The sequence below is a fragment of the Bradyrhizobium sp. MOS003 genome, assembly GCF_003020125.1.
GTDB lineage: Bacteria > Pseudomonadota > Alphaproteobacteria > Rhizobiales > Xanthobacteraceae > Bradyrhizobium.
The window spans coordinates 231,430-257,340 of the sequence record NZ_PYFW01000004.1 but is presented as its reverse complement, the minus strand read 5'-3'; the positions used below and the strand labels follow the sequence as shown (position 1 = coordinate 257,340).

Sequence of the window (25,911 nt, the reverse complement as noted above, 5' to 3'; positions counted from 1 at the left end):
CTAGCACGAACGGCGTGCGCCGACGAAAGCGAGACGCGCGCGGGCTAGAGGAAAGCGGGATCGTTTCGATTGCGAAGATGGGGCGTGAGGCACCAACGTCGGCCCTATTGCTTGTCCCCTTCGAGCTGCGCCAGCGCCTGGTGCAGGCACTCCTGAAGCTTCAGCGCGACCTGCTCACGCGCGATGCCCTTGGCGGCGAGATCGCCTGACACCTTGTCCACGACATCGGCGATCGTCCGGCTCTCCAGATGGTCCGTCACCAGCGCGGTTGCGTAGCTTGCCGCGGCATCGCCGCCGAGCCCGAGCTGGCCTGCGGCCCATAGCCCGAGCAGCTTGTTGGACCGGGCGGCAGCCTTGAACATGAATTCCTCGTCGTGGGCGAATTTGGCCTCGAAGCCCTGCTCGCGCTTGTCGAACGTGGTCATGGTCAGCTCCATTCTGGTTTCGCTGATGAGGATCGGACCTGCTGGGGTGACGTCTCCGTGCTTCGCGTCAGTCGGGATCGTTGAAGCTTCCGGCGGAAGCCAGACGCCGTCAAGCCTGCCGATGCGCGTCGCGCGTGCAGCGCCAGCTCGGCGCCAGCCAATTCGGCCAGAAGGGGATTGTTTACCTTTTGTTAAGCAGACTCAGCGCCGCATGGCTTGTGACATACCGGGAGCCGACGCATGAACAAAGAGCTGCGGGAGTTTCGACGGCTTGAACGGGTCTGTTTGGAGCAGGCCGCTCTCTCCACCATGGACCTCACGCGGGGCGGACTGCTCAAGGTCGCCGATGATTGCCGCATCGCAGCCGAAGCCATCGAGGCGAAATCGCCCCGGCGCGCGTTCACGGGGGCCGTCCAGGCTTTGATGCAGGTATGGAGCGTCACAAGGATGCCGAACCGACATTAGCCGGCGGCATTGCCTGACGAGATCGATCGGGAGGATTGCCGGCAGGACTTGGGCTAATCAGGCCTTTTCGCCCGATTCACGGGCCAGCCGTTCGGCCCTCAGCCGCTCCTTGTTGGCGTAAAACGCCTTCTGCGCCTCTTCATGTTCGCGCATGGCTTTTTCCGCCTCGATCCGGCGTGTCGCATCACGCGCCTGGCGCTGCTCGGGAGTCAGGGGTTTGCGTCGGAAAGAAAGGTCTTCAGTCATGCGAAGGCAACGCAGACCCGGGAAAAAAGTTCCACAAGGCGGACCCGGCCGCCCTGGCGGAAGTCCGCGCCCGCAAAATATCGCAAAACAACCCCATGCACAGTAGCTAAGTCTCGATGGCGTCACGCTTTTTCGAGTACGCGAAAGAGCGCCGTTTGACCCGTCGGGCAAAACAGCTCCGCCAACGCCGGAACCGCCATCGGACGCGACAGGCCGGAGTTCGCGCGGCTCCATAGAGCAAGGTCATTGCGACAGGTCAACACGAGCAAGCTCAGCTTCTGGGATCCTGACGCAGCAAGCAGATGGAGACGGCCATGTCACAGCAGAGCAGCATGCATTTTTACCTCAACTGGGCCAAGGAACGGATCGACGAAATGGATGCCGCGTTGGCCTCGTTCGAGGTCAAGGCCGGCCAGGCCAAGGCCGAGTCCAAGGTCAAGACCGATCAGCTCCTGTCCGAGCTGACGACGCGACGTGATGCGTTTAAGGCGATGCTCAAGACCCAGGCGGAAGCGGGTGAAGCCGCCTGGACCGATGCCAAGGCGGATCTGGAAAAGCAGTGGGCCGGATTCGAGGCCCAGGTGAAAACCTACTTCGAAGGCGCTGGCAAACAGTTCGAGCAGCAGCAGGCCACCTTCAAGGACGTTGCAGCAGCCCAGGCCAAGGCCTGGCGCGAAGCGGCGGACAAATTCCGCGACGCCGCGGGCAAAGTGGCCTCAGCCCGCACCGTCGATGTCGATGCCGCGCTCATGCAGATGAAATCCGACGCGGCCGAAGCAGAGGTGCGTCTGCAGAAGCTGAAGCAAGCCGGCAGCGAATCCTGGTCGGTTCTGAGCGCCGCGCTGGCGGAATCCCGGAAGGCGTTCGATCAGGCGAACCAGGCCGCGTGGGACGCGCTGAAGGGCGCAAGCCCCAAGAGCTGAGGTTTTCGCTTCGCCGAAAGCCCCAAAGAGGCGGGGCGCAAGAACGCGCGTGGCTCCGCCAAAGCCAAGCGCGGGTGATGCGCCCTCTCCTCCACGATCAGCTGGCGGCCGCGCACGACGACGGCAGAATTACGGTGACACTGCATCTTATCCGCTCGCCGGCAGCATGGACGACTGACATCGCCATGTTCCTCGACTCCAGCTGAAGCCGAGGCCCTTCAGCTTCCCTTGCGGGTGGTCCCTGACCGCGAGCCGCCAAGGCCCGGATTGATGGCCAGCGACGCGCCGGCAGCGCCCCCGGCTTCATAGGCCGTCATCGACACCATACGTCCGCCACTGCGCTGGTTCCTGAGATTGAGGGCGAGCTTGTCGAATTCGGCATCGACCACCGAGGTCTTGAGGACCACCAGCCCGCGGCCGGTGCCTTCGTTGGCCTGATCGCGACCGGCCTTGATCGCCACCAGCCTGTCCGCGATCGACGCCACCATCCCGAGCGCGAAGGAGGCGTTGGCCAGATGTCGCTCCTGGTGCCGGAACCTGCTGTAGTCGACCGAGGTCTTGAAGCGGCCAAGCTCGGCGCGGACGGCGCCGTCGATCAGTTCGGCCAGATAATGCGCGACTTCGACATCGGCGCCGAGACCGAAGAACACATAGCTGTTGTCGCCGCCAGCGTTCTTCTCGCGCCAGACCCGGCAATCGCAGAAATGAGCGATCGCGCCGATGCAGTCGTCGAGCGGAATCCGCTTCTTGCGAAAGGTCTCATAGACCCTCCGCTCGCACAGCGAGGCGCGCAGCTCGACGTCGGAGAGCGACAGATCGTGGCGATCCAGCAGCTCGGCAACCTTGGCGGCGGCCGACAGCGCCTCGTCCTCGGTGCAGCCATTGGCGATGGTCTTGGCGCGCAACGCCTGAATGCGCAGCTTGAGCTTGTCGAGCGCGGCCGGATTGGACGTCTGGTTCACTGATCACCTGCCCGGGAGCGCCCACACCCGTGGGAGAGGTCATGTGGTCCACGTCGCACGATGCAGAAAGCCAGGACTCGCGGGACGACGGTGCCCGCCGGGTTGGTCGCTCGCAGCTGCGCGAATGCGAAAAGTGCTACACGAGCCGTGATGGTGAATCAAACGGATATCAGCGGCCTCGAAAGTACAATTCCACTTCGGCGGCTGCCGTTTCAGGACTGTCGAAAGTGAAGGCAGCGAAACTCTTCATTGGGCTCCAATGAGGGCCTGCGGGCCAGATCTGGCAGCGTCCGATGTCATCTTGGACGATGCGGCCGATGATTTCGTTGCGCTCGACCCACGTCATCCACCAGATGCGTGACTTTACGTTATCTCCAGTGAGCTGGATGGTTGCCATCAATTGTCCGGGGTGCGCTCCACAGATGTGCGCATAAAGCTAAGCTCCTCTACGGCCCATCGTTCCTAGTTTAGGAACAATCGATTTATTGGGCGGTTTTAGCGACCGAGCGTCGGCCTTCGGCGCGTCCACGACGGGAGCGACGCCATTCTAGCCCTCACAGAAAACCAGGTCCTGCTGCAGGGCGTAGAGCAATTCGCATCGATGGCCTTCGATGCCGCCGCGGAAACGGATCAGGCCGGCATGATCGGAGAGCGCACGTGGACGGAGTTTTGGAACTTTGGCCCTTGCGATGTCCCCCTTCCCGAAGGAATTCGGCGGAGCCGGCCTGTGCGACCCTGCCCTGCATAATGAACTCTGCACGATCCTGAGGCTGCTCGGCTCGGCCGATTTGTCGGTTGCGCGGATCTACGAAGGTCACGTCAACGCTGTGTCTCTGCTGGCGCGATACGGTCATCGCGACCAAATGCAGGCGCTGTCGGGGCATGTTGCAAACGGCGGGCTTTCGGCGGTTTGGGGCGCCGACGATGCCGAGGGACTGCACGTCATCGACGGAAATCCACGCGTCCTGCGCGGACGAAAAATCCTCGCGTCCGGCGCCGGCTTCGTCACCGATCCTATCGTTACCGCGGTCGCCGAAGGTTCTCAGATCATGTGCCTTCTGCATCTGACGGATCAGAAGGTGGACCTGTCGGGCTGGACAGCGCAGGGAATGCGATCGACTGCAACCGGTGCAATCGACCTGTCCGGCACCGTCATCTCGTCCAACAACGTGGTTGGCGTGGCCGGAGACTTCATGCGCCAACCCCATTTCTCCGGAGGCGCTTGGCGATTTTGTGCGGCCCATACCGGAGCGATCGAGCGTCTCGTCGATCTTTTCAGGGACCACCTCGTGGCTCGCGGCCGGGGTGGCGATCCCTATCAGCAGGAACGCCTGGCGCAGTGCATCGCTTCTGCCAAGACGGCACGGCAATGGGTGGAAGAAGCCGCCCGCCGGCTTTCGACAGATGAACCAGGTTCGATCAACGTGGTTGCATTCGCCAACCTGACCCGGATGGTCACCGAACGATGCGCGCTGGACGTGATGGAAGCAGTCCAGCGCGGCGTCGGACTCACCTCCTTCGTCCGTCCGCATCCAATCGAGCGGATATCGCGCGACCTGGCAACGTATCTGCGCCAACCTGTCCCGGATCTGGCCATGAGCGACGGAGCAAAGGCGTTCCTGGACTCTCGGCTTTCCGTCGGAGATTTCTAGAATGAAGGCGGGAGCATATCTCGACGCCCTCCGCGCGAGCCCTGTTGCCAACGTTCGCGATCTGACCGGAGGACGTCCTATCGTCATCCTGTCCCCCCACCCCGATGACGAGACCCTCGGCGCGGGAGGATTGATTGCGGAAGCCTGCGCCGCCGGGCAAGCGGTCGAGGTGGTGGTGGTGACTGACGGGTCCGGATCTCATCCCCGATCAACGCAATATCCCAAACAAAAGCTGGTCGATCTGCGCTATTCGGAGGTGCACGAGGCAGGCTTGGCGCTCGGGTTGCCTCCCGATCGCATTACGTTCCTCGGTCTCACGGACACGCTGGTGCCGAAATCGGGACCACAGTTCGACGCCGCCGTGAAGCAAATTGCCGACATCGTTCGCCGGTCCGGCGCGGGCTCCCTTCTCGTCACCTGGGAAGGCGATCCACATTGCGATCACGAGGCCTCGGCGGAACTGGCGAAAGCCGTCGCGGGCATGATCCCAGGTTTGAAGCTTTGGGAGTATCCGATCTGGGGATGGCATGCCGAGGTCGATGCCGAATTGGATCTGCCCGCCCCGCACGCTTGGCGGATCGACATTTCGATCCATAGAGCCCGCAAGCTCGCGGCGATCGAGGCCCATGCATCCCAGATGACGGACCTCATCAGCGACGATCCCGACGGCTTTCGCTTCAATCCGGAGTCGCTTGCGCCCTTTCTAGGCTCTTACGAGTATTTCATCGAGGTGCGAACTTGACCCGGAGACAGGCAACGCTGCCGCCCGAATATTTCGAAGAGAAATACAAATCCGACATCGATCCCTGGCGGTTTCGGACAAGCGAGTACGAGCGCGACAAGTATCGAGCAACCCTGCGAAGTCTTACCCGGGAAAGCTACGCGGCGGGGTTGGAGGTCGGTTGCTCGATCGGAGTCCTGACGAAGCTTCTCAGCGCCCGCTGCGTCAATCTGCTCGCGATCGATACGTCGGAGACGGCCATCGAAGCCGCCAGATCGGTGAACGACGGCAACGTGTCGTTTCGCAGGGCTACTCTCCCCGAAGACTACCCCGCGGGGACATTCGATCTCATCGTTCTATCAGAGGTGCTGTATTATTTCGAAAAAGCCGACCTGGAGCGTGTTGCCCGATCATGCATCCAGTCGATCGCGCGGGACGGCGAGGTCGTCCTGTGCCACTGGCTTGGTGAAACCGACTATCCGCTGACCGGACGCGAGGCCAGCGAACTGTTCGCCGAAGTCACGAGATCCGTATTGCCGGTTCGTTCCGTTCTGCATGACGAGGTTTATCGTCTCGAGAGATTCTCGGCGTCCTGATGGGGCTTGCGAGCTGCCTCACGATCATCTTTGCGACGGCGATTTGGCGCGGCAGATCCGCGGGCCGCAGGCGCGCCCCCCTTTGAAGGGCTGGACTGCGACGGCAAACCTCGTCCCACACATCTTCGAACGAGCCGCTTCGATTGCCATCGAGCAGATCGGCCATGTCGCTCACTGCCGCCAGGGCTGCCGGCCACGGGCGCCCGCTCGGGCCATTGGTCCACCGCTCCCGCAGAAATCCCTTGCACAGAAATCTCCGGGTCGCCTGCAGTGCGGTCTCGATCTCCTCGTCGCAGGGCGCGTCGGGCACCGCATGACGATGCCGCATCGTGTCGGCGGCTCCACCGGTCGCACGCCCATCGAAACGGCATGATGTCGTCACGCACACATCCATCGAGTGGCGCACCTTGAAGCCGGCGCGGGCCAGAGTCTCGGTGAGCGCGGCGTCCTCTCCGACCGGACGAGCCGGAAGACCGCCGATTGCGGAATAGGCGGCAAGGGAGACCGCGAGACTGGCTCCGGATGAAACGCGATGGTTGGGCCAGGGGTCATGTGGCCTGGGATCGCAGCGCGCGTTGATCTCGGCGAGATAGCGCAAATAGCTATCTTCCAGGCGCCCCCTGGACACGAATTCGCAACCCAGCGCGATGTAGTCCTCCGCAAGCGCATCGATGTAGCCCGCAACGCAATCGACGCCTTTTTCGAACTCGCGCACCGTGGCGGCAAACCATGTTGGTGCCACGCGGCTGTCCGCATCGGTCGTCAACACGCGGCCACGGACGGGGGCAACCTCGGCGACCCGGGCCGCCGCCAGATCCATCGCGCGCTTGCGAGCCCATCCTGCGTTGAGCTGCCCCAATGGCATGTCCTCTTCGATGACGGTGACGGGATGCGGGATGGATTGGGCCGCTTGCCGGGCGACCGCAGCGGTCCTGTCGGTGCAATTGTTGGCGAATATCAGGATCTCGAAGCAGCCGGGCGCGGTCGGAGCCCCCATCTCGTCGCGCTGCAACGCCAGAGCCGCAAGACAACCTCCAATGTAGCGCTCTTCGTTGTGGGCCGGAACCGCGACCACGGAAAGCTTCGAATGCGGAAGACTTCCAAGCTGCATTGACACTCACTGCTACACGTTCGTCGTCCCACTTCTAAGCGATTAAAGACAGCCGGGTTCCTAGCAATTGCGTCTTGAATCGACCGCGAACAGCACCTCGGATGACGACAAGGAATGCGGTGCCCTCACTGATTGCCGGTCTTTGTTGCAGAGCCGCGTCGAGCCCGACAGTTTTGAGGAGCAGCCCAAGGCGTGGCGGAAGGGGTATCTGTCAAACGATGCTGATATCGCTCGCTTTTCCGGGCGATGCCACGCGACATCTACGGTCCTAGCCACGGCACCTTGCGGGCGTGGAATGTGCTGCAACACCGGGAATCGCCGCAACCAGAAGCGCCTGCCTATCTCAGCGAGATCGTGATCCGGCTGATATTGGCCGCGAGCTCAAGCCCCGCTTTCGGGCCCTGCAGTACGATGGTGACGCCCTTCTCATTGCGGAGATGGACGCCGTTGAGGCCGCCGACGAGCGCAAAGCCGCCGCCGACGGAACTGTAGGTGCCGGCGAAGTCACTGACGTCGCGGATATCGGAGGCCCAGCCGTCGAGACGACCGACCGTGGCGCCGGCCGTGATGCCGAAGCTCAGGCCGGTGATCCCGAAGGGATAGGTCTTGCCGCGATAGGTCAGCACACCGCGGCCGGCGCCGCCGCCGAGCAGGAGGCCGGCCTTGACGATCTTGACCCGGACCTGGCCCGCGGCTTGGGCGAAGGATGGTGGCGGCGGCGCGACGAGCCCGAGGGCCAGCAGGAGGGCCGCGATCAATCGGAGCACGTGAGCACGCCGTTCAGGGCTTTGCCGCATCGACCTTCTTCCAGGTCTCGTCCGGGTCGAACAGCGTCGTGCGCTCGGCGATGAACTCGGTGCGCTTGCCGAGATCCTTCTGGTAGACGGTGCCGGCATGATTGACCAGGAAGGTCATCACGCCGGAATTGCCGTATTCGGCAGGCCAGGCGATCAGTGCGAAGCCGCCAATCATCTTGCCCTTGACGACATAGTTGAGTGCACCGCCCGGCGCATCCCGGCCCTGCCCCTTGAGGATGTGGAAGTAATAGCCATGATAAGGCGCGGGCCCGACATCACCTGATTTGTAGCCCTCCTTCGAGGCTTCGGCCGCGAGCGTCCCGAGCGGACTCGGATCGCTGTCGTCGCGCCAGAACAGCCCGTCTTTCTTACCCGGCGACGAGACGATACGCTGGGCGTAGACGCCGGCGCCTTCACCGCGGTCCTTGTCGGCGTATTCGTTCTGCGCGTCGACATAGGCGAGCGCGGTCTGGATCGCGTCGAGCTCGTTGCGGCCGATGCGCCGACGAAGCACCTCGATGCGTCCCTCGGCGGTGTCGAACTCCCAGCCGGTCTTGCTGTTGACCAGCGGAATCGGGAACGGGAAATCATCCGGCCCCAGCATCAGGGTCGCGGTCTTGTTGCCCTCCGCCTTGATGCCATGCCCGGCGTCGTACATCGAGGTGAAGCGCGCCCGGATATCGTTGTCGGCGACCTCGTCTCCGGACGAGACGATGTCCTCAGCGGCCCTGCCGAGCACTTTCAGGACGTCGGCGGGGCCGCTCTTGACCGCTGCGGCGAGCGCGGCTGCCGCTTCTTCCGGCGACTTGTACGACTGCTGCGCCAGGGATGGATTTGACGGTGCCAGCGTCAGCAGGCCGAGCACAGCCGCACGCCGAAGCCATTTCAGACCGCTCATGGGATCACCTCCGCAGGGATCTTCGCGCCGCCGGCGAGCCAGTCGCGGTAGGTCCGGAATGTCAGCCCGAGCTTGTCGTAATGGACGCGCAGATAACCGTCGCCGCCGCGAGTCACGGCACCAGGCATCACCTGCTCGACCTCCTGCGCCATCACGCCGACATAGGCTTTCTCGCTCCCGATGTAGCTGAAACGGTAGTAGCCGAGACCACCGGCGAGATGGCCGAGCAGGACAATGTCGTGCTTCAGCGCGATATCGGAGCGCCGGCCACCGCCCCCGCCACCACCACGGAAGCCGCCACCACCACCGCCACGCGCAGCCATTCCGCCACCGCCGCCGCGCCCGGCGAAACTCGGCCCACCACCACCCCCCCGCGGCATGCTTGCCATGCTCGATCGTCCGCGGGCGGATGCCGCGGCCGCCGCCCGGCCGGAGGACACGTTCATCGCGCCGCCGCGACTGCCGCCACCACCGCGGTTGCCTGCGCCTCCGCCGGCCCGGTTCGCCGCCTTGGCCCGGTCGCCACCGCCCTTGGCCCGATCACCGCTGCCCTTGGCGCGATCGCTGGCACCAGCACGATCGCCACCGCCCGGTCGATCGCGCGTTCCTGCGCTGGGACGATCGCCTGCACCCGGACGATCTCCGCGATTGCCGGCGCGATCGCCAGGCCCGCCACGATCACCTGCGCGATCGCCAGCCCGGTCTCCGGCTCGATCTCCCGGGCCGCCCTGATTGGGACGCAGCACCTGGTTGCCGTCACGCCCGCGGAAATCCATGCGGTCCGAGGCCCCCGCGCGGACGTTGTTGTTGCCGAAGCGCTGCTGGACGTTGGTGTTGTTGTAGCGCACGCCCTGGCGATGCGCCGGATTGTGCTGCCATCCGGTGTTGATGTTGTTGGTGCGATGATTGACGTAGACGTTGCGATTGCCCCAGTTGCAGCCGCCGCCCCAGTAGTTGCCCCAGCGTCCGATCGCCCAGGCCGTGCCGAAGGCGATACCGGCTGCGACCACGCCCGCGCCGATATAGGAGGGATAGCCCCAATAATACGGCGGGTATTCCGCATAAGGCCACGTGCCGTAGACGGTGGCGGGATCGTAATAGGGCACGTACATCGTCGAAGGGTCGGCCTGCTGAATCACGATGGCCTGCTTGCCTTCCTGGCTCTGCACGCTGACCTTCTGCTGCTTGGTGGTGACGAGCTTCTTGTTGTCATAAGCCTTGCTGCGCAGACGCTGGATCGCATCCATCACGTCGGGCTGCTGGGCCAGAAAGGCATCACCGAGTTTCTGGGTCCATTCGAGCTTGTCGCTCATCATGGTCAGGACATCGGCTGTACTGGCTAGCGCCTTGACGCTGTCGTCCCAGCCCTGCTTGTCGACCTCGGTCTTGAGCGCATCGCCCTTCAGGGTCTTGCGCTCCTTCAGAAAGCGGTCAGCCTGAACCACCTCGAGCGGATAGGTCGAGGCCGCCAAGACATTGGCCAGCAGTTCGTCGGGATAGAGCGCGATCGGCGCGACCAGCGCTTCGAGCTGCGCCGGCTTCAAGAGTTCGGCAGCCGGTGCAGTTGCGGACTGCGTCTGCGAGCCCGGGCTCGCCGGCGCGGCGGTCTGCGCCGTCGCCGCGACGGGAAGCGCCAACATCAGCGCGAGCGCCATCAGGGTCGTCTTGCCGCAGCGAAACATCACACCCTCCATCGGACTTTGCGTCGGCGAGAATCCGGCGGGTACGAGCGGGTTTGTTGATCGAGATCAAGGAACGGCAGCTTCGCCCGATTGTTGCGGCGCGAGAGTGCAGAATCGGAAGTGATGTCGGCCGCTAACCGATGATCGGATACCTGATCGTGAAAAGCGCGCCGCCCGACGGCTGGTTCTCGGCAACAATCGTTCCGTGATGGGCCTCGACAATGGTCCTGACGATGGCAAGTCCCATCCCCATACCCTGCGGCTTGGTCGTGAAAAACGGCTTGAAGACGTTGGCAAGGTCGCCAGCCGCAATCCCGGAACCGGTATCGGCGATCCTGATCTCGGCATGATTGCCCACGCGCGATGTCGATACGCTCACCTCGCGCCTCTGCCTGTCGGCATCGGAAACCGCATCCATCGCGTTGATGATCACGTTGAGCACGACCTGCTGGAGCTGTACGGGATCGCCCTTGACGCGAAGATCGCTCAGGATGGGCAGATAGATCAAGATAGTACGCCGCCCGTGGGCGACCGCGGCCACGAGGTCGATCGCTTCCCGTACCGTGTTGTTGAGTTCGATGTCCTTGATCTCGAACGGCGACTTCCTCAGGACACTGCGCAGCCGGCGGATCACCTCGCTCGCCCGCTGGTCGTCACGCCGGATGTCCGCCAGGATCAGACGGATCTCGTCGATGTCGGGCGAAGCGCCACTGAGCATGAGCTCGGCCGTCTCGGTGTTTGTCAGGATCGAGCCCAGCGGCTGATTGAGCTCATGCGCGATCGAGGTCGTCAGTTCGCCGACGGCCGAATAGCGGTTGGCGTGAGCGAGCTCGGCCAGACGCTGGCGCGATTCGACTTCGGCGACCCGTCGGCGTTGACGCTCATGGAGCAAGCCGCTGATCAGGCCCGCCTGCACCAGAATGATCGCGGCGATTAGCAATATCTCCCGGTGGTAGACCTCCCACATCATCGGCGTCCGAAAGACGACTTCACTGTCGGCAGGCAGACTGCTTTCGCTGATGCCCCAGCGCTGCAATTCGCGCCAATCGTATCGCGGCGGTCCGAACTCGATCGTTTCGTATTTGATGCTGGCAGGCTTTTCGCCACCCAGGATGCGCGTGACGGCATCGACGGTCCTCCCGCTGGTCTCTCCGGTCAATTGCATCGGGCCGCCGACGGTGCCGTCACCGAAGAAGGCCTCCTGATAGGAAAAGATCGGGGCGCTGGCGACCGCGCGCAGCCTGCGCAGCGCAAGGTCGCCTTCGTAAACGATGCCGGCGGCATCAACTGACATCAGGCCCCAGAACAGCACCGTATCGGACGGAAGGTTCGCGGCGCGCTTGAGGATCTCCTCGAACGGCACGTCCGAATACCAGACGAGCTCGACGCGATCGTTTAGCGGCTTCAGCTCCCGTTTCACCTCGTCGATCCAGAATTTCTCAAGCGGCGAGGCGCCGATCACCATGCCGACGGTCTTTGTGTCCGGCCTCACCCGCAGAATATTGCTGAACGCGGCCGTGAAATCATTGCGGACCGCGACGACGACGTCGTTGTCAGTGAGATCGTCCCGCTTCACCAGCCGCTGCTCGACCACTGTCAATACCATGGGCGTTTCGGGGAAGAGCTTTGCGCGGTATCGCTGCACGAACCGCGCGGCCGGCGCGCCGATACTCAGCACGACGTCAGGCGGCGCGCCCTGGTAGAGCAAGTGCAGGTAGTCCACGAAGGGCGCTTCCGGGCCCGGATTGTTGAAGCGTGCGGAGAGCAAGGTGTGCTCCTGGATATCCAGCGGCCAGGGCGATTGGCGCTCGAGCCCGGCCTTGATGCTCCGCGCATATTCGCTCCAGGGCCGGAATTCGCGGCCGAAGGAATGCAGCATCAGCACGCGCTTGAGTTCGCCGCGCGGGTCACGCTCGACCGCATCAGCGGGGCTGGAAAGGATGCAGGCGGCGAGCAAAAGGCCAAGGCCCAGCCACGCGGCCGCAACCGGCAACGGCTTCACCGACGCAATGAACATGCGCCCGCTCATCCTCGTCCCCCGACGGCTCTCTTCGGCCGCTTCGAGGCGCAATTCTAGCGGGGGCCGCGCCATTGTGACAGCCCTGAGGACGCCATTAGGGGCCTTTAATGACCGCTCAGCACCAGCGTCTGGATGGGCAGCAGCAGCGCCTGGATGCGTAGTAGCAGCGCGTGGACCAGACCGACGCCGTCGACGACGTGCAGCGCGACCTTTCGGCTGGTCGGCGTGTCCTTGGCAGCGATCTCTTCGTGATTGCTGGTATAGGCGTTGACAATACAGCTTGACCCCGGCGTCACGCCATCGAGGCCCCCCTTGTAGAGCGGCTCCAGGAACACCAGAATGGTGCCGGGCCGCACCGCGTTCTGCGCCTCGAGCAGCTGCTCGCCGGAACGAAATTGGCCGGCCGCGATGTAGTCCTGCACCGTCGTGATCACCATCGGAATGATAACCCACGGCTTCGAGATGCAGGTCGCCTCCGCCACCATCCCGGTCTTCATCACCTGCGCCTCGATCTGACCGAAGCCAGCCTGAAGGACGGATCGGCCAGCCTCCGTCGGAATCAGGATGCCCGCCGGCCGCATCAGCTGGTTGACGACGTCCCCGGGACGGACAAGGAACTGCTCGACGCGCCCGTCAATGCCGGCGCGAACCTGTGTCTTGTCGAGATCGACCTGAGCTTGATCAAGCACCGCCTCGGCACTCGCCTTCTGCGCCGGAAGAGAGGTCGAGACCTGTAACGCCGCCGACTGCCGCGCGGCGGTCGCCGCATCGATCCCGGACTGACGCTGACCGACCAGCACCTGCAACTTCTCGATGTCGCGCTGCGGCACGATGCCGGGATTGCGGCGCTGCAGATCGATCTTGACGTCGAGCTCGTCCTTGGCCTGCTGGTAGTTCGCTTTCGCTTCGCCAATCTGCGCCTCGGCCTTGACCAATTCGGCCTGGGCCGTCTGCACGGCGGCGTCGACCTCTGTAATCTTGCGCCTGGCGGTCTCGACCGCAGCCTGCTGCTTCGAGGCGTCGAGCGTGAACAGGACGTCGCCCTTCTTCACCGGCGCGCTGAATCCGACCTTGACTTCTGCTACGCGGCCGGAGCCCTCGGGCAGGATCGGCACGGTACGGAAATAGAGCGTCGCGTTCGACGTCGCTGGATGGAAATAGAAGATCATGGTGATCAGGGAGACCGTCAGCATCAGGCAGCCGGTAATGCCCCAGCGCAGCTCGTACCAGATCGAGAAGAAGGTGATCTCCTTGCCAAAGCGCTTGCCCTGGACGTAGCGGCGGTAGAGATAGTCCGGCAGGATCGTCAGCAGCGAGCAGAACATCAGCTCAAACATGGCTGTGCTCCTTCTCCTTGGCGGGCCCCGGCTTGTCTGGTGGCGGCGGCGCGTCACCGCCCGTGGCCAGCGAGCTGGTCGCCGCAGCCGCGTCGCCGTCTTCGGGCGTCGCATCAGCGATCTTCTCGACGGAATCGGCGATGCTGCGCAGCGGGCCGCCGAAGTCGGGAATGTCGATCATGGCCAGCAGCAGGCCTGCGATCCAAAAAATGTGCATGTGCGTGAAAAGCGAGATCAGGCCGAGCACGGCGACGAACTCGAATTGAAGCTTCTGCGATTTGTGCGCCATGCGCTCGGGCAAACTGTGCAGCTTCCAGTACAGCGTACCGACCCAGAGCACGGTGCCGATGAGGAAGATCCCCATCACCACCGTCAGCGTGTCGATCCCGCTCCCCGGCGCCAGATAGAACGGCAGATGATGCGGCGCCATTGGATGAAGCTGTTCGCTCAAGCATCTCTCCCCATCGCGGGCGCAGCCGGTGCTGCGTTGCTGCGCGAGTGTGGTCAGGCGGATCGCGGCTTTGCTTGATTTGGATCAAGGGAATGGCCCCTGCACCGCCTAGACTTCGGGAAACGCGCAATCCAGGAATGGGAGGCTTCAGCCATGCCCGGCATTGATGATCTGATCCCCAGCGCCATCCAGCTCCGCAAAGAATCAGCGATCAAGGACGCCGAAAAGGCCGATGAGTACGTGCGCCTGGCCGCAGCCGCCGATGCCGAGAAGCGCGCGCTGATCGAGCGCCTGAGCAAGCCCTCCGGCAAGAGTGAGGAGGAGAAGGTCAAGCTCGCCGCGACCATCATCCAGCGTGCCGTGCGAAACGGCCTCACCGAGGTCATGGTCTATCGCTTTCCCAATTCACTCTGCACCGATAAGGGGCGCGCCATCAACCAGATGGAAAAGGGCTGGGATGCCACGCTGACCGGAATCCCGAAGGAAATCTTCCAGCTCTGGGCCGACTACCTGAAACCACGGGGCTACCGCATCGCCTATCAGGTGATCGATTTCCCCGGCGGCGTGCCCGGCGACATCGGCGTAACCATCTCGTGGGACGAGTGATTGCCCGATCGACGCAACGGTGAATGGACGAGCATGGCCAAGAACGCGTCTGCAGAGACGATGAAGCGAAAGGACTACGAGAAGGAGCTCCAGAAGCTCCAGGTCGAGTTGTGCCACCTCCAGGAGTGGGTCAAGGCCCAGAAGCTCAAGGTGATCATCATCTTCGAGGGGCGCGATGCCGCCGGCAAAGGCGGCACCATCAAGGCGTTGACCGAAAAAGTCAGCCCGCGGGTCTTCCGCGTCTGCGCCCTGCCCGCACCATCGGACCGGCAGAAATCCCAGCTGTTCCTGCAACGCTATATCGAGCAATTCCCGGCCGGCGGCGAAATCGTGATCTTCGACCGCAGCTGGTACAACCGCGCCGGCGTCGAATATGTCATGGGCTTCTGCTCGCCGGCCGACCACGAGCGCTTCCTGGAATTGTGCCCGCTGGTCGAGAAATTCGCCGTCGACGCAGGCATCATCCTGATCAAGCTATGGCTCGAGGTTGGGATGGAGGAACAGGAACTCCGCTTCAGGGCGCGGATCGAGGATCCGCTGCGGCAATGGAAGCTCAGCCCGATGGACACCGAGTCCTTCGGGCGCTGGTACGACTACTCGCGCGCCCGCGACATGATGTTCGAGGCGACTGATACCAAGCATGCGCCATGGCGGCTGATCCGTTCCGACGACAAGCGGCGCGCGCGACTCAATGTCATCGCGCACATCCTCAAGACCATTCCCTACAAGACGATCGCGCGGGCCAAGGTCAAACTGCCGAAGCGCTCCAGCAAGGGACGCTACGACGATCAGGCCAGCCTGCGCAGGATGAAGTTCGTCGAGGAGCGATATTAGGTCTCATCAGGCCCGCCGTGAGCGCGGGCCTGATGATCCCAGCGTTCACTTCAGGCGGATCGTCACGCCACCGACCGCGGCCGACACTTCCGCGCCGACCTTCGGGCCGCTGAGCTGAAGAATGACGCCGTTGCCGTTCTGCAACTGGACGGCGCCGGCACCCGCAGCAACGGCACCACCCGCCCCGCCGGCTGCGTATGATCCTTCGATCGACTGCGGCCCCTTCAAATTGAGAGCGCGGCCGACCAGCTTGGTCGTCGAGGCGCCAATCGTAAAGCCGACGCTCATGCCTGATACCGTGAAGGGATATTTGTGGCCGCGGTAGAGCAGAACACCCTCCCCGCCGCCGACACCGACGATGAATCCACCTTTGGTGAAGACGACGGCCACCTGGCCGGTGTCGGCGCGCGAGGACGTACTGAAGCCGGTCACGGCTACGAGCGAAGCCGCCAGGGCCGCTCCGATGGTCAATCTTCTCATGGCGTTGTCCCCTCTGTTTATTGTGCCAGCAGCATGGCGAAGTAGCCGAAGATCGTGAGCAGGATGCCCGAGACGGCATAACCGACCGGGAATCCGATCCAGGGCACGGAGCTCTGGATTTCGACCGCGGCCTCGCGGCACGGGCCGGAATGCGACCGCGCACCGGCAACGCCGCCCATCAGCACGGCCGGGTTGATCTTGAAGACGTGGAAGCCGATCGCCCAGACGATGAACGGCGGGATCGTGCAGGCGATGAAGCCGACGATGAAGATCTTCAGCGCAATGGCCCCGGTGAGCTGCGACAGCAGTCCGGCGCCGGCATTGACGCCGACGATGGCGACGAAGACGACGAGGCCGAGATCCTCGAGCACGTTGCGGGCGGCATTCGGCGTATTGCCGAAGAACCGCAGACGCGACACGATCGAGGATACGATCACGCCCGACAGCAACAGACCGCCGGCGTTACCGAGGCCGACCCTGGCGCCGAACGCCGGGAAGTCAACCATGCCGATCAGGAAGCCGAGGATCATGCCGACAGCGAGCGTCAGCAGGTCGGTCGACGTGTTGGTCCGCGCAATGCGGCCCCACATCTCGCCTAGCTCGTTGACAGCTCCTTTGAGGCCGACCACGGAGACGATGTCCATCCGCTCCAGCTTGGTCTTGAGACCGGCCGGGATCTGCACGCCGCCGCGTTCGACCTTGGTCACCTGCAACTGGCCGGCAATCGCGGTATCGCGGAAGGATTCGAAGGTGCGCCCCACGATCTCCTTGTTGGTGACGAGGATATCGGCCTGGTCCATGGGAATGCCAAGCGTCTTGTGGTCCGCGACTTCGGGGCCGATCAGGCCCATCTTGTCGGTGAGATGCTCGGTGGAGCCGCCGAGCGCAACGATGTCGCCTCTTTGCAGCACGAGGTCGGGATCGGCGCCTTGCGGCTCACCGTTACGTCCGACATTGACGATGCGGTATTCCGGATTCATCGCGCGGAACTTGCCGATGGTCGTCCCGATCTGTGCGGGGTTCTCCAGCCGGTAGGCACGCAGGCCGAACTGGCGATAGCCAGTCAGGCCACCGCCCTCGAGGTCCTTCACGCCGAACTCCTGCTCGTACGCTCGGGCGGCGGCCTTGGCATCGACGCCCCACCAGCGGGGTAGATATTTGCAGATCAGGATGATGCCGACGGTGCCCCAGATGTAGGTGATGCCATAGGACAGCGCGATCATGCCCGAGGCCTGCTCGGGCTTCATGCCTTCCGGCAGCTTGACGACGCCCGACGTGATCGCCTGCTCGGCCGACCCGATCGCCGCCGACATGGTCTGCGAGCCGGCCAGCATTCCGCCGGCAGCGCCGACCGGCAGATCGAATAGCTTCGCGCCGAGCACGACCAGCGCAAGGCCGAGCACGCTCGACACCAGCGCCAGGATGCAGAACTTCAGACCATCGCCCTTCAGGCTGTTGATGAAGGACGGACCGACACGCAGGCCCACGCCGTACATGAAGAGATAGTAGAACAGGCTCTTGGCGAAATTGTTCAGCTCGAGCTTCACACCATAGGTCGATGCCCATACCGACAGGCCCGCACCGACCACGATGGCGCCGGCGACCATACCGAGGCCATACCCCTTGATGCTGGCCCGGCCGATATAGACGGCGAGGCCGACGACGAAGAACAGCAGCAGATACGGGTTCTGCTGCAGGAACGTGAAAAAGCCCTGCATGTTCGTCCCCTCTTTCGCCTTATGACGCGGCCTTGAGCTTCGGTTGAGCACCGGGCTTGGGCCGTCCGAGCTTCGCCAGGGCTTCAGCTCGCACGAGCTTCAGCCCTTCCTTGGCGTCGTATCCGTGGATCTCCTTCACATCGAGCTTGCGCATGAAGTCGATGGTTTCCTGAGTGATGACCTGGCCCGGCACCATGATCGGGAAGCCAGGCGGATACGGGATCACGAAATTGGCGGAGACGAGCTCAGGCCCGGCCTTCAGCCGCCGGTCGATCTCGGGATCGCCAAGACGGATGTGCTCGCAACCCGCCACGTCATAGGCCGCGTAGAAGCCGGTGCGGATGTCGCCCTCGTTGGTCTTGGCGCCGGCATCGCCGCGGAAGCTCGGGTGGAAATGCGAGAAGTTCGGCAGGTCGGGGACGTCCTTCATCAAGCTCGTCACCCGTGCTTCAAAGGTCTTCTTCGCGTTGGCGCCGCCCTGCGACAGCCCGCGATCGACTTCTCCCGCGATCTCGGCCAGCACGCGGATCAGATGGGCAACGTCGCTGCGGGTGTTGTTGATGTTGGACTGGAGCAGGACTGAATTGCGCGAGGTCTTGTTGACCTGGATGTTGTAGTCGTTGGCCAGGATCCCCTTGAATTGGGTGCCGTCGAAGCCGGCCGTGCCGCAGACCAGCGTCATCCGGCTCGGATCGAGGCAGAACTCGTCCTCGTCGAGGCTCTTGAGCGTATTGGCCCAGTTCACGCCGGCCGCGAGATAATCGGTGAAGCCGCTCTGGCGATATTGCGCCGGCACCATGGCATCGGCGCCGAGGACGTGGAAATATTTCGAGATCAACGGATTGGAGTTGACCGCGTGGCGGATTGCGAGCGCAATTTCCATGGCGTTGGCAACGAGCCCATAGCCTTCCAGCTCCATCTGGCGTCGTGAGACATCGAGACTGGCGATGAGCTGCTGGTTCGGGCTGGTGGAGGCATGCGTGAACACGGCCTCCTTGAACTGCTGCTCGACCGTGTGAAAGTCGACGTCCTTGACCGACAGCATGGAGCCCTGCCGGATCGCCGACATCGATTTGTGGGTCGAGTTGGTCTGATAGACCCTCAGACGGATCTGGCGCGGATCGGGGATCAGCCGGGTCTTGAGGAGCAATTCGTCGGTCGGGTTCTTGCCCAGCTCGGCCTGCTGCTTCTCGTAGGCTGCGACCGACTTGGGATCATGCATCCAGGCCTCGATCTCGTTGGCGGCGCCCATCGCGGTGCGTCGCCGCAGGAACGGCGAGAAGCGTGCGAAGCCGAACCAGGCCTCGTCCCAAAGGAAGATCAGGTCCGGCTTGATCGCGAGGCATTCCTCCATGACCCGGCGGGTGTTGTAGATGTGGCCGTCAAAGGTGCAGTTGGTGAGATCGACCATTTTGACGCGGTCGAGCCGGCCGTCGGCCTTGGCGCCAAGCAGCGCCTGCTTGATCGTCTTCAGCGGCACCGCGCCATACATCGAATATTCCGTCATCGGAAAAGCTTCGACATAGAGCGGCTGGGCGCCGGCGAGCACCATGCCGTAATGATGCGATTTGTGGCAGTTGCGATCGACGATCGCGATGTCGCCGGGCGCGAGCAGCGCCTGCACCGCCATCTTGTTCGAGGTCGAAGTGCCGTTGGTGACGAAGAAGACACGATCGGCACCGAGCGCCCTCGCCGCCTTGTCCTGCGCCTTCTTGATGTTCCCCGTCGGCTCCAGCAGGCTGTCGAGCCCGCCGGTGGTGGCGCTGCTCTCGGCCAGGAACAGGTTCAGGCCGTAGAATTCGCCCATGTCGCGGATCCAGTCCGACTTGAAGACGGACTTGCCGCGGGCGATCGGCAGCGCGTGGAACGTCCCGATCGGACGCTGGGCATATTTCTTGAGATTGTCGAAGAACGGCGTGTCGTAGCGATCCTGTACGCCTTCGAGGATCGACAGATGCAGCTCCAGCAGGTCCTCGACCGAGTAGAAGATGCGGCGAGCGACATTGGCCTCGGGATTGCCGGCCATCTCCTCCACATTGCGATTGGACATCAAATAGAGGTCGAGCTCCGGGCGAACTTTCTTGATGATATGGGCGAGCCGCAGCGCAGAGGCGTCGGATTCGTCATTCAAGCCGGCCGACGACGTCATCGTACGCAGCACGGGTGCGTCATGGCGCGAACGCAACACAAAACCTTCGTTGATCACGACGGCGCCGAGATTGGGATTGAGGATGGTGGCGCAGAAGGCGTCCTCGAGGCTGCCGACGATCACCGGTTCGTAGATGAACTGATCGACCGGCCGTCGCAGCTTGCGCCATTCGCCGGCGAGCGCCGGCCAGCTCCCGCCGGAGAGGCCCGTGACGATCAGAGTCTCGAAATAGGGACGACGCGCGGTGTGTTGTCCGAACATTTGAGGCACCAGATCGGGCGCCTCACCATTGCCTTCATCGTTCACGTTCGAGTCTCCGGCGTGCTGGCGGAACGATCGCGTGGTCAGTGCATGCGCAATCCGCGTGGCGAGGGCCAGCGACCCTGCCGCATCGCCGGCCGACGCCGCCTCGCGCAGGGCCGCCATCAATTGCAGACCGGGATAGCCGTGATACTCCTCCGTAATCGACAAATCGGTCAACGCAGCGTCGTATTTCGCGCGGTCTCCACCCCGGTCCCACAGCTTTGCGGCCTCCACCAGGTCGCGCCAGTCATCTGCTCGCCCACCGGGCCCGGAAAAGAACTGATCGATGCGCTTCTGAGCGGGCTTTGTATCCTTGGACATGTGTCTCTCCCGATCCCTGTCCGCCGACGGGCATGGCTGATTGGCGGATCGTGGGTGGGGTACCGGGCGCTCCATTGATCCAAATCAACGGTCGGGTGCATTCTGATCAGGCCGACGCTGTTCGGTTCGTCGGGTCGGAATGATGTTCCCCAAGCACGCTATCGAGTGACCGCAGCCACTGGCCGCTATCGGTCTTCTCCGCCAATCCCTCCGCTCGCAGCAGATCGCGCAACTGCGCATGCGCGCCGACGATGAAGAGCGTGATCCGGCGCAAAGCGAGCTCGTCATGGAGATCATGCAGCATGCGAGCGCCGGCAAGATCGATATAAGGCGACGCCGACAGATCGCAGGCAACGAGACGGACATCCGCCGATGTCCGGAGCGAAGCCAGCACCGTTTCGAGAATCGTCTCGGCGTTGATATAGAGCAGCGAGGCTTCGGGACGGAATGCAATGACACCGGGGAGCGGCTCGACGTCCTTATGCCGCGCGCTGTCGGAATAGCGGCCGGTCCCCGGCAGACGACCAAGGAATGCCACGTTCGGCTTCGAGGCCCGCGCCAGCAGCAGGAAGATCGAGGCGATCGAGGCCAGCAGAACGCCCTGGAGGATGCCGAGCAGCAGTACGGACACAAGCGCGATCGCCGCGGCGTAGAAATCGATCCGGCTGACCTGCCACATCCGCACCAGCGCCCGGATATCGACCAGCCTGTAGACTGCGGCAAAGACGATGGCGGCGAGCACGGCCTTGGGCAGATTGGTCAACAGTCCCGTAAAGAACAGCAGAGACAGCCCAAGCGCTGCGGAGCAGATTACCAGGGCCAGCGGTGTCCGTGCGCCGGCGCTGTCGTTGACCGCTGATTGCGACAGGCCACCGGCGACGGGGTAGCCATGGCCCAAAGCGGCGGCCAAATTTGCGGCGCCCAATCCCAGGAACTCCTGGCGCACATCAAGCGGATAGCCATGCTTTGCAGCAAAGCTGCGGGCCGCGGAAACGCCTTCGATATAGGCCAGCAGCACGCAACCGGCCGCGAGCGGAAACAGCTCGTCGAACTCCAGGAGACCGAAGGTCGGGAGGCCCAGCGCCGGCAACCCCTCCGGTATCTTCCCGGTAACGGGAACACCCATCGCCGGAAGCCCGAGGATCGTTGCCACCGCGATGGCGAGCGCCACGGTTGCAATGCCGACCGGCTTGCCCGGCAGCCACCGTTCCCCGATCAGGAGCAGCAGCAGCGCAGCCGCGCCGATCGTCAAGACCAACGGCGTCGTGTCTCCGAGTTGCCCGAGCAGCTTGATCGCACGCTCGAAGAAATTGTGACCGCCGCCGGCAACCCCGAGCAGGCTCGGCAACTGGCTCATGATGATGGTGAGGCCCGCGCCGGCCTTGAACCCGACCAGGATGCTGTCGCTGACGAGCCGCACGAGCACGCTGAGCTTGAACAGCCAGGCGATGAGGCACAGCACCGCAACCGCGAGGGCCGCAAGGCTGGCGATCTGCGCATAGCGATCGGCATCGCCGCCGGCGAGCGCGCCGACGGTCGCGGCAATCATCAGCGAGATCGCCGAGGTGGGACCGATCGCGAGTTGCCGGGACGCGCCGAGCAATGCATAACCGATCCCGCCCAGCATGTAGCCGTACACGCCGACCTGCGGCGGCAGACCGGCGAGCGCCGCATAGGCCAGCGAGACCGGAATGGCATAGGCCGCGAGCGTGATGCCGGCCACCGCGTCGGATGCCAGCCATTCGCGCCGATAGGCTGAGAGCCAGCCGACTGGTGGAAAGAACCGCGTCCAGCTCTGTTCGGACGGAGGGTTCATGACCCTCCCTCCTGACGGGCAACTTCGCAGCGCAAGAGCACGATCACAAGTGCAACCACGGGAATTCCGAGCGCGAGATCGGGAATATTCTTGGTAGCGAAGGCGCCGACCGCGGCGCCAAGGCCAAACACCGCACAGAGAGCGGCGAAGACGCCCGACCGGCGCAACGTTCCCGACGGCGCTCTTCCGGACACGACTAAGAAGAAGCTCTCGATCGCCTGACGCAAATTGCCGGTCGCCATCACGGTGTTGCAGACGCCCCCCTCGACCTTGGTGAAGATCGCGGTCTGCATGGCGGCAACGCAGGAAATACCGAGCGTGCCGGCGAGATCCGGCAGGCGGTTGTGCAGGATCCCGATCGCGATCAGCAGCAGGATCTCGATCAGGGTGCTGATCGTGCAGGCCCGCTCGCCCGTCGCGCGCCGCAGCCACGCTGCAATCACGATCCCGAAGGAAAAGGCCAGCAGAGACGGCACAAAGTGAAGCGCCCTGGTCCAGTCGCCGGCCGTTGCATAGACCCAGAGGAAGATCAAATTGGCGGTCTGGGCATTGGCCATCACACCGTGGATGATCCAGGTGTAGGCATCGATATATCCCCCCGCAAAGGCAAGCAGCAGCACGGTCTCGACCGCTTCGTCGCGACGGACCGCGCCGGCAGCGACGTCAAGGCTGCTCATGACGGCACTGCCGGCTGTCGCAGGATGTCCATCACGTCATAGGCGCCAACCTGTCCGTAGCAAGGCTTGATCTGGATCAAGCAATCACCCCTCGCCGCCAATCAAATCGCGGCAGCGCGCCGGGGACATGAGATCATGGGCACCGTCAGGTCGATCATCACCACCGCACCGGAGATCTTCCTGCTGCTCGCGATTGCGATTGGCACTGTCCTCGGCCGCATCAAGATCGGCGGCTTCTCGATCGGCACCACGGCCTGCATCCTGATCGTCTCGGTCCTGATCGGGCAGCTCGGCAGCTTCGCCTTCCCGCCGATTCTCCGTGCGATCCTGTTCAGCCTCTTCGTCTTCACGATCGGCTACCGCTCAGGGCCCGAGTTCTTTGCGTCCCTGAGCATCCGAACCCTGGCGCAGGTGGTCCTGGCGCTGGTGATCGGCAGCACGGGCCTCGTGCTCGTGCTCATCTTTGCTCATGTGTTCGAGCTTGATACCGGGACGGCCGCCGGCCTTACCGCCGGCGCGCTGACACAGTCCTCCGTGATCGGTACCGCATCGGGCGCATTGGCACAGCTGGGACTCCCTGCCGAACTGTTGAAGCAGCAGGAAGCCAATATCGCTGCCGGCTATGCCGTGACCTATGTGCTCGGCTACATCCTGACCCTGCTGTTCGTACCGTTCGTCGCGCCGCGGCTGATGGGGATCGATCTGAAGGTGGAAGCAGCGAAGCTGGAGGCCGAGCTGGCCGGCGGCACGCCGGCGAAGGCGGACAACCTGTCCTATCGCAAGTTCCAGGCGCGTGCCTATCGCGTCTCCGCGGCCGCGGGTTGCACGGTCGAGGTCATCGAGGCGGAGATCGGCGGCCGCACAGTCATCGAGCGTATCGTCCGCAATGGCGCCGACATTCCGCCGAACCGCGATTCCATCCTCGAAGCCGGCGACGATGTCGTCCTGACCGGCCCGACCGCGGCGATTGTCGACGCCGAGCCCGTCATCGGCCCGGAGGTCGACTCTGACGAGCTGTTGCGCAGCCTCCCCGGCAACGTGATCGAGGTGCTCGTGGAGAACCGCAGGCTGCACGGGCGCTCGATCAGGGATGTCGCCGAAATCGTCGGCGATGCCGCGCGCGGCGTCTTCCTGCGTTCCCTCACGCGGATGAGCCGGGAGGTCCCGCTCGGCCCCGATACGCGCGTCTATGTCGGCGATGTCATGACGCTGGTCGGCAGCACCGGCAATATCGCGCGCGCGACCAAGCAAGTCGGTCACGCCCTGAACACCAGCGACCGGACCGACATCGCGTTCCTCGCTATCGGCGTCGCCGCAGGTCTTCTGGCCGGCCTCGTCAGCTTCAAGGTCGGTACGGTCGCGCTGACGCTAGGCGGAGGCGGCGGTGCGCTGATCGCGGGCCTCGTCTGTGGCTGGCTGCGCTCCCGCAATCCCGCCATGGGCGCACTGCCGCCCGCGGCACAGCAGACGCTGAGCGATCTCGGGCTCGGCGGTTTCATCGCGGCCGTCGGGCTCGGCAACGGGCTCGCTGCGTGGTCGGCGATCCAGGCCCATGGCCTGCTGCTGGTCGGTATGGGTGTCGTGGTCACACTGGTCCCGCTAACGGTGGGAACGCTGGTCGCCTACTATCTGCTGCGCATGAATCCGGTCGTGACCTGCGGTGCGCTGGCCGGCGCCATGACCGTGGATGCCGCCGTCACCGGTGCCTGCGACGTCGCCGAGAGCAAGACCCCGGTGTTGGGTGTCGCCGTGCCCTACGCAGTCGGCAACGTCGTGTTGACGGTGCTCGGACCGATCGTCGTCGCTGCGACGTCCTCAGGCTGAAGGAAAATGCGATGCGTTGGATCCTCGCAATGATCCTCGCGACAGCTCTGCTGCTTCTCGCCGCGTTCGAGACGCCTGCACGCGCCGAGGATGATGTCCGCATCCAGGAGGAGATCTGGGCGCTCCCGTTGCCGCTGCCGATGTTTGCTTACCTGGTCCGCCCCGTCGGCGATGGCCCCTTCCCGCTGGTGATCATGAACCATGGCGTATCACTCAATCCGACTGACCGCAGCTTCTTCCCGCTGGTGGAATTCCGCGATGCCGCAAAGTGGTTCGCCAGACGCGGCTATCTGGTGGTCGCACCAGTCGGCAGCGGCTATGGCGCGGCAGCGATCGACATTCCCGAGCGTGGTGTCTACGGGCCGTTCTTTTCGAAGGTCGGCAAGTGCACCAATCCCAATTTCCACGATGCGGGTCTTGCCGTCGCGCAGGTTGATCTCTGGATCATCGACTACATGGCGGCCGAGAGACGCATCATCCCGAAGGACGTGATCGTGGTGGGGCAGTCCGCCGGCGGCTGGGCCTCGATCGCATTGGCGAGCGTGAATCCGCCGCTGGTGAAAGCCATCATCACGTTCGCCGCCGGTCGCGGCGGGCGGGTTGGCGGCAAGCCGAACAACAACTGCGCACCCGACCGACTGGTCGAGGCCACCGCCGATTTTGGCCGGACCGCGCGCGTGCCGATGCTGTGGATCTACATCGAGAACGATACGTTCTTCGGCCCCGAGCTGTCGAAGCGCATGCATGCGGCATTCACGGCCGCTGGCGGCCGGGCCGAGTATCATCTGATGCCGCCGTTCGGCAACGAAGGGCATTTCTTCATCGGCTCGCCGGATGCGATCCCGCTCTGGTCGCCACTGGTGGCGAAATTTATCGACGCGCAAAGATAGAACCCGG

The 25,911-nt window shown here is 63.7% G+C and carries 25 protein-coding genes; 9 read left to right on the top strand and 16 right to left on the bottom strand.

All coding sequences use genetic code 11. The annotated features are described in order from the left end of the window. Positions 1-104: 104 nt before the first annotated feature. Positions 105-425 (bottom strand): DUF1476 domain-containing protein, encoded by a 321-nt coding sequence (locus C7G42_RS20075; protein ID WP_199581016.1) that lies wholly within the window; start codon positions 423-425, stop codon positions 105-107. A gap of 240 nt (positions 426-665) precedes the next feature. On the opposite strand from C7G42_RS20075, the gene C7G42_RS20070 reads away from it, so the two are divergent. After that, positions 666-890, top strand: coding sequence for a hypothetical protein (locus C7G42_RS20070; protein ID WP_106950691.1), 225 nt, complete (start codon positions 666-668; stop codon positions 888-890). 57 nt (positions 891-947) lie between these two features. On the opposite strand, the gene C7G42_RS20065 is transcribed toward C7G42_RS20070, so the two are convergent. Then, entirely contained in the window at positions 948-1,136 is a 189-nt protein-coding gene (locus C7G42_RS20065; protein ID WP_106950690.1) for a hypothetical protein, read from the bottom strand. Positions 1,137-1,450: 314 nt separating this feature from the next. Here C7G42_RS20065 and C7G42_RS20060 point away from each other — a divergent pair, with 314 nt between their 5' ends. After that, positions 1,451-2,059: a sll1863 family stress response protein gene (locus C7G42_RS20060; protein ID WP_106951065.1), complete on the top strand. Its 609-nt coding sequence runs from the start codon at positions 1,451-1,453 to the stop codon at positions 2,057-2,059. A gap of 218 nt (positions 2,060-2,277) precedes the next feature. On the opposite strand, the gene C7G42_RS20055 is transcribed toward C7G42_RS20060, so the two are convergent. Continuing rightward, on the bottom strand, positions 2,278-3,021 hold the full coding sequence (locus tag C7G42_RS20055; RefSeq protein WP_106950689.1) for a DUF7168 domain-containing protein: 744 nt from the start codon (positions 3,019-3,021) through the stop codon (positions 2,278-2,280). A gap of 169 nt (positions 3,022-3,190) precedes the next feature. Continuing rightward, positions 3,191-3,418: a hypothetical protein gene (locus C7G42_RS20050; RefSeq protein ID WP_106950688.1), complete on the bottom strand. Its 228-nt coding sequence runs from the start codon at positions 3,416-3,418 to the stop codon at positions 3,191-3,193. A 292-nt stretch (positions 3,419-3,710) separates the two neighbouring features. Between C7G42_RS20050 and C7G42_RS20045 the strand changes: the two genes are divergently transcribed. The 3 genes from C7G42_RS20045 to C7G42_RS20035 are packed head-to-tail and all read left to right on the top strand — an operon-like array spanning position 3,711 to position 5,990. After that, a complete protein-coding gene (locus tag C7G42_RS20045) occupies positions 3,711-4,673 on the top strand; it encodes an acyl-CoA dehydrogenase family protein (protein WP_106950687.1) in 963 nt (320 codons plus the stop codon). Between the two features lies 1 nt (position 4,674). Beyond that, the gene (locus tag C7G42_RS20040; RefSeq protein ID WP_106950686.1) at positions 4,675-5,415 is read left to right on the top strand and encodes a PIG-L deacetylase family protein; all 741 of its coding nucleotides are present in this window, start codon (positions 4,675-4,677) and stop codon (positions 5,413-5,415) included. Next, entirely contained in the window at positions 5,412-5,990 is a 579-nt protein-coding gene (locus C7G42_RS20035) for a class I SAM-dependent methyltransferase (RefSeq protein ID WP_106950685.1), read from the top strand. Before C7G42_RS20040 ends, C7G42_RS20035 begins: the two co-directional genes overlap by 4 nt. On the opposite strand, the gene C7G42_RS20030 is transcribed toward C7G42_RS20035, so the two are convergent. The 7 genes from C7G42_RS20030 to C7G42_RS20000 all read right to left on the bottom strand — a co-directional run bounded on the left by C7G42_RS20030 (position 5,914) and on the right by C7G42_RS20000 (position 14,265). Beyond that, positions 5,914-7,065, bottom strand: a complete 1,152-nt coding sequence (locus C7G42_RS20030) for a glycosyltransferase family 2 protein (protein ID WP_245427844.1) — start codon at positions 7,063-7,065, stop codon at positions 5,914-5,916. The genes C7G42_RS20035 and C7G42_RS20030 overlap by 77 nt on opposite strands. Before the next feature lie 374 nt (positions 7,066-7,439). Beyond that, on the bottom strand, positions 7,440-7,898 hold the full coding sequence (locus C7G42_RS20025) for a hypothetical protein (protein ID WP_106950683.1): 459 nt from the start codon (positions 7,896-7,898) through the stop codon (positions 7,440-7,442). Continuing rightward, complete coding sequence (locus C7G42_RS20020) at positions 7,882-8,796, bottom strand: DUF2950 domain-containing protein (RefSeq protein WP_106950682.1); 915 nt, start codon at positions 8,794-8,796, stop codon at positions 7,882-7,884. Before C7G42_RS20020 ends, C7G42_RS20025 begins: the two co-directional genes overlap by 17 nt. Beyond that, positions 8,793-10,478 (bottom strand): DUF3300 domain-containing protein, encoded by a 1,686-nt coding sequence (locus C7G42_RS20015; RefSeq protein ID WP_199581015.1) that lies wholly within the window; start codon positions 10,476-10,478, stop codon positions 8,793-8,795. The genes C7G42_RS20020 and C7G42_RS20015 overlap by 4 nt, the downstream gene beginning before the upstream one ends. 133 nt (positions 10,479-10,611) lie before the next feature. Continuing rightward, positions 10,612-12,507 (bottom strand): sensor histidine kinase, encoded by a 1,896-nt coding sequence (locus C7G42_RS20010; protein ID WP_106950680.1) that lies wholly within the window; start codon positions 12,505-12,507, stop codon positions 10,612-10,614. Positions 12,508-12,602: 95 nt separating this feature from the next. Further along, positions 12,603-13,835: an HlyD family secretion protein gene (locus C7G42_RS20005; protein WP_106950679.1), complete on the bottom strand. Its 1,233-nt coding sequence runs from the start codon at positions 13,833-13,835 to the stop codon at positions 12,603-12,605. Then, positions 13,828-14,265, bottom strand: a complete 438-nt coding sequence (locus C7G42_RS20000) for a hypothetical protein (protein WP_106950678.1) — start codon at positions 14,263-14,265, stop codon at positions 13,828-13,830. The genes C7G42_RS20005 and C7G42_RS20000 overlap by 8 nt, the downstream gene beginning before the upstream one ends. Before the next feature lie 174 nt (positions 14,266-14,439). Between C7G42_RS20000 and C7G42_RS19995 the strand changes: the two genes are divergently transcribed. Both C7G42_RS19995 and ppk2 read left to right on the top strand, forming a co-directional pair. After that, positions 14,440-14,892 (top strand): hypothetical protein, encoded by a 453-nt coding sequence (locus C7G42_RS19995; RefSeq protein ID WP_106950677.1) that lies wholly within the window; start codon positions 14,440-14,442, stop codon positions 14,890-14,892. A 33-nt stretch (positions 14,893-14,925) separates the two neighbouring features. Further along, complete coding sequence (gene ppk2 / locus C7G42_RS19990) at positions 14,926-15,726, top strand: polyphosphate kinase 2 (protein WP_106950676.1); 801 nt, start codon at positions 14,926-14,928, stop codon at positions 15,724-15,726. Between the two features lie 45 nt (positions 15,727-15,771). Here the strand turns inward: ppk2 and C7G42_RS19985 are convergent, their stop codons facing one another. From C7G42_RS19985 to C7G42_RS19965, 5 genes are all read right to left on the bottom strand, one after another. Then, complete coding sequence (locus C7G42_RS19985) at positions 15,772-16,206, bottom strand: hypothetical protein (RefSeq protein ID WP_106950675.1); 435 nt, start codon at positions 16,204-16,206, stop codon at positions 15,772-15,774. 17 nt (positions 16,207-16,223) lie between these two features. After that, positions 16,224-17,924 carry an aspartate:alanine exchanger family transporter gene (locus C7G42_RS19980; protein ID WP_106950674.1) on the bottom strand — a complete coding sequence of 567 codons (1,701 nt, stop codon included), beginning with the start codon at positions 17,922-17,924 and terminating at the stop codon, positions 16,224-16,226. Between the two features lie 19 nt (positions 17,925-17,943). Continuing rightward, complete coding sequence (locus C7G42_RS19975) at positions 17,944-20,697, bottom strand: decarboxylase (RefSeq protein WP_106950673.1); 2,754 nt, start codon at positions 20,695-20,697, stop codon at positions 17,944-17,946. Positions 20,698-20,803: 106 nt separating this feature from the next. Continuing rightward, a complete protein-coding gene (locus tag C7G42_RS19970; RefSeq protein ID WP_106950672.1) occupies positions 20,804-22,513 on the bottom strand; it encodes a SulP family inorganic anion transporter in 1,710 nt (569 codons plus the stop codon). Further along, a complete protein-coding gene (locus C7G42_RS19965; RefSeq protein ID WP_106950671.1) occupies positions 22,510-23,190 on the bottom strand; it encodes a YoaK family protein in 681 nt (226 codons plus the stop codon). The genes C7G42_RS19970 and C7G42_RS19965 overlap by 4 nt, the downstream gene beginning before the upstream one ends. Positions 23,191-23,325: 135 nt before the next feature. Here C7G42_RS19965 and C7G42_RS19960 point away from each other — a divergent pair, with 135 nt between their 5' ends. Further along, a complete protein-coding gene (locus tag C7G42_RS19960; RefSeq protein WP_106951064.1) occupies positions 23,326-25,014 on the top strand; it encodes an aspartate:alanine exchanger family transporter in 1,689 nt (562 codons plus the stop codon). A gap of 11 nt (positions 25,015-25,025) precedes the next feature. Beyond that, entirely contained in the window at positions 25,026-25,904 is an 879-nt protein-coding gene (locus tag C7G42_RS19955) for an alpha/beta hydrolase family protein (RefSeq protein WP_106950670.1), read from the top strand. Positions 25,905-25,911: the final 7 nt, after the last annotated feature.